This window comes from Roseinatronobacter sp. NSM (genome assembly GCF_052379845.1).
Classification (GTDB): Bacteria; Pseudomonadota; Alphaproteobacteria; order Rhodobacterales; family Rhodobacteraceae; genus Roseinatronobacter.
The window spans coordinates 1-1,547 of record NZ_JBQTCF010000086.1 but is presented as its reverse complement, the minus strand read 5'-3'; the positions used below and the strand labels follow the sequence as shown (position 1 = coordinate 1,547).

Below are 1,547 nucleotides of genomic sequence, written 5' to 3'. Positions count from 1 at the left end.
GGCCTATTCTGTTGAAAAACTCGCTGTTTCAGCCGGGACGATTTGACCCGTTTACTGGGCGCGCGTTCTCCTCGTTACGCTGCCCGGGCAATTGGAGACGTCGGGAGGAGTTTTGCGAGCTTTCTGAGGTTCTGGGCGGTGGCTGCGAGGTGGAATTCGTCGTGCGCGCCGCATGGGCCACGTAATCGCAGACGATTCAGACCAAGGATCCGCTTCAGATGCGCGAACAGCATCTCGACCTTTTTTCGTAGCTTGCACGAGATCGCGTATTGCGTTGTGCGCGCGATCGCCCGGGCCACATCGCGGGACGGCTCATAGACTGACCTTGTCACTTTGCGCGAAAGGTCTTTCGGACAGCAGCGCGATTTCAAGGCACAATCATCGCAATCGGCTTTGCTGGATCTGTAACGGAACATGCCATCTTCATCCGGTTTATTCTCTCGGGGCTTTTTGAACGTCCGGCGGTTTTGCTTCAGCTCCTTGCCGCCCGGACAGGTGTAGACGTCCTGCTCGGCATCATAGATAAAGTCGGCCCGCTCGAAGGTGCCATCCTTGCGTCCTGATTTGTCGATGACCGGAATGTGCGGCGCGATCCCGCGCTTTTGAACCAGCCAGTCGAGCATCTCGCCCTTGCCGTAGGCGGTGTCCGCAATCAGGCGTTCCGGCTTGATGCCGAAGGTATCGCTGACCCGGTCGATCATCGTGCGCACTGATCCGACCTCGGCCTGGCGGATCGAGCGGGTTGCCTCCACGTCGAGAATAACCCCGTTGTCGGTGTCGATCAGGTAGTTGGTGGAATAGGCAAAATAGGCCGGGCCGCCACGGGCCCCGGTCCATTGCGAAGCCGGGTCGGAATGCGATGTAAACTTCGGCACGACCGGGCTGGCCGCACCAAAAGCCGCATCATCAAGGGTGGCAAGATATTCCCGAACAGCCCTTGGCGCATCTTCGGGGTTGATGGCCGTGGGGTCCCAATCTGCCTGTGGAGTGGAGTTCTGGCGATTTGCATCCGCCTGGATCAGGCTGGCATCCGCCGCCAGACGCTGGCCACTCGCCAGCCCCTCCGAGATGCAGCGCGCGACAACCGTCTCAAACAGATGCCGCAGCAGATCGCTGTCGCGAAAACGGCCATGCCGGTTCTTGGAGAAGGTCGAATGGTCAGGCACCGGCCTGGTCAGATCAAGGCGACAGAACCAGCGATATGCGAGGTTGAGATGGACCTCCTCGCACAGCCGACGCTCCGAGCGGATGCCCATAATGTAACCAACGAGCAGCATCCGGATCATCAGCTCCGGGGCAACCGATGGCCGTCCTGTGGCGCTGTAGAAGGGCGCAAGATGTTGGCGGATATCTGACAGGTCCACGAACCGGTCAACCGAGCGCAGCAGGTGATCTTGCGGAACATGCCCTTCGATCGAAAACTCATAGAATAGTGCGCTCTGCGCTTCTTGCCGCGGCCCCATCATCGCCGTCCACCTCCGCCAAACCTGAAGAAAGTGAATCAGTAGTCAACCAACCAATCAAGCAGAGTTTTTCAACAGAATAGG

At 58.9% G+C, this 1,547-nt stretch carries 1 protein-coding gene; it reads right to left on the bottom strand.

Going from position 1 to position 1,547, the window contains the following annotated elements; all coding sequences use genetic code 11:
• Positions 1 to 74: 74 nt before the first annotated feature.
• Positions 75 to 1,466 carry a transposase gene (locus ACTZWY_RS19700; RefSeq protein ID WP_444792404.1) on the bottom strand — a complete coding sequence of 464 codons (1,392 nt, stop codon included), beginning with the start codon at positions 1,464 to 1,466 and terminating at the stop codon, positions 75 to 77.
• Between the last annotated feature and the right edge of the window lie 81 nt (positions 1,467 to 1,547).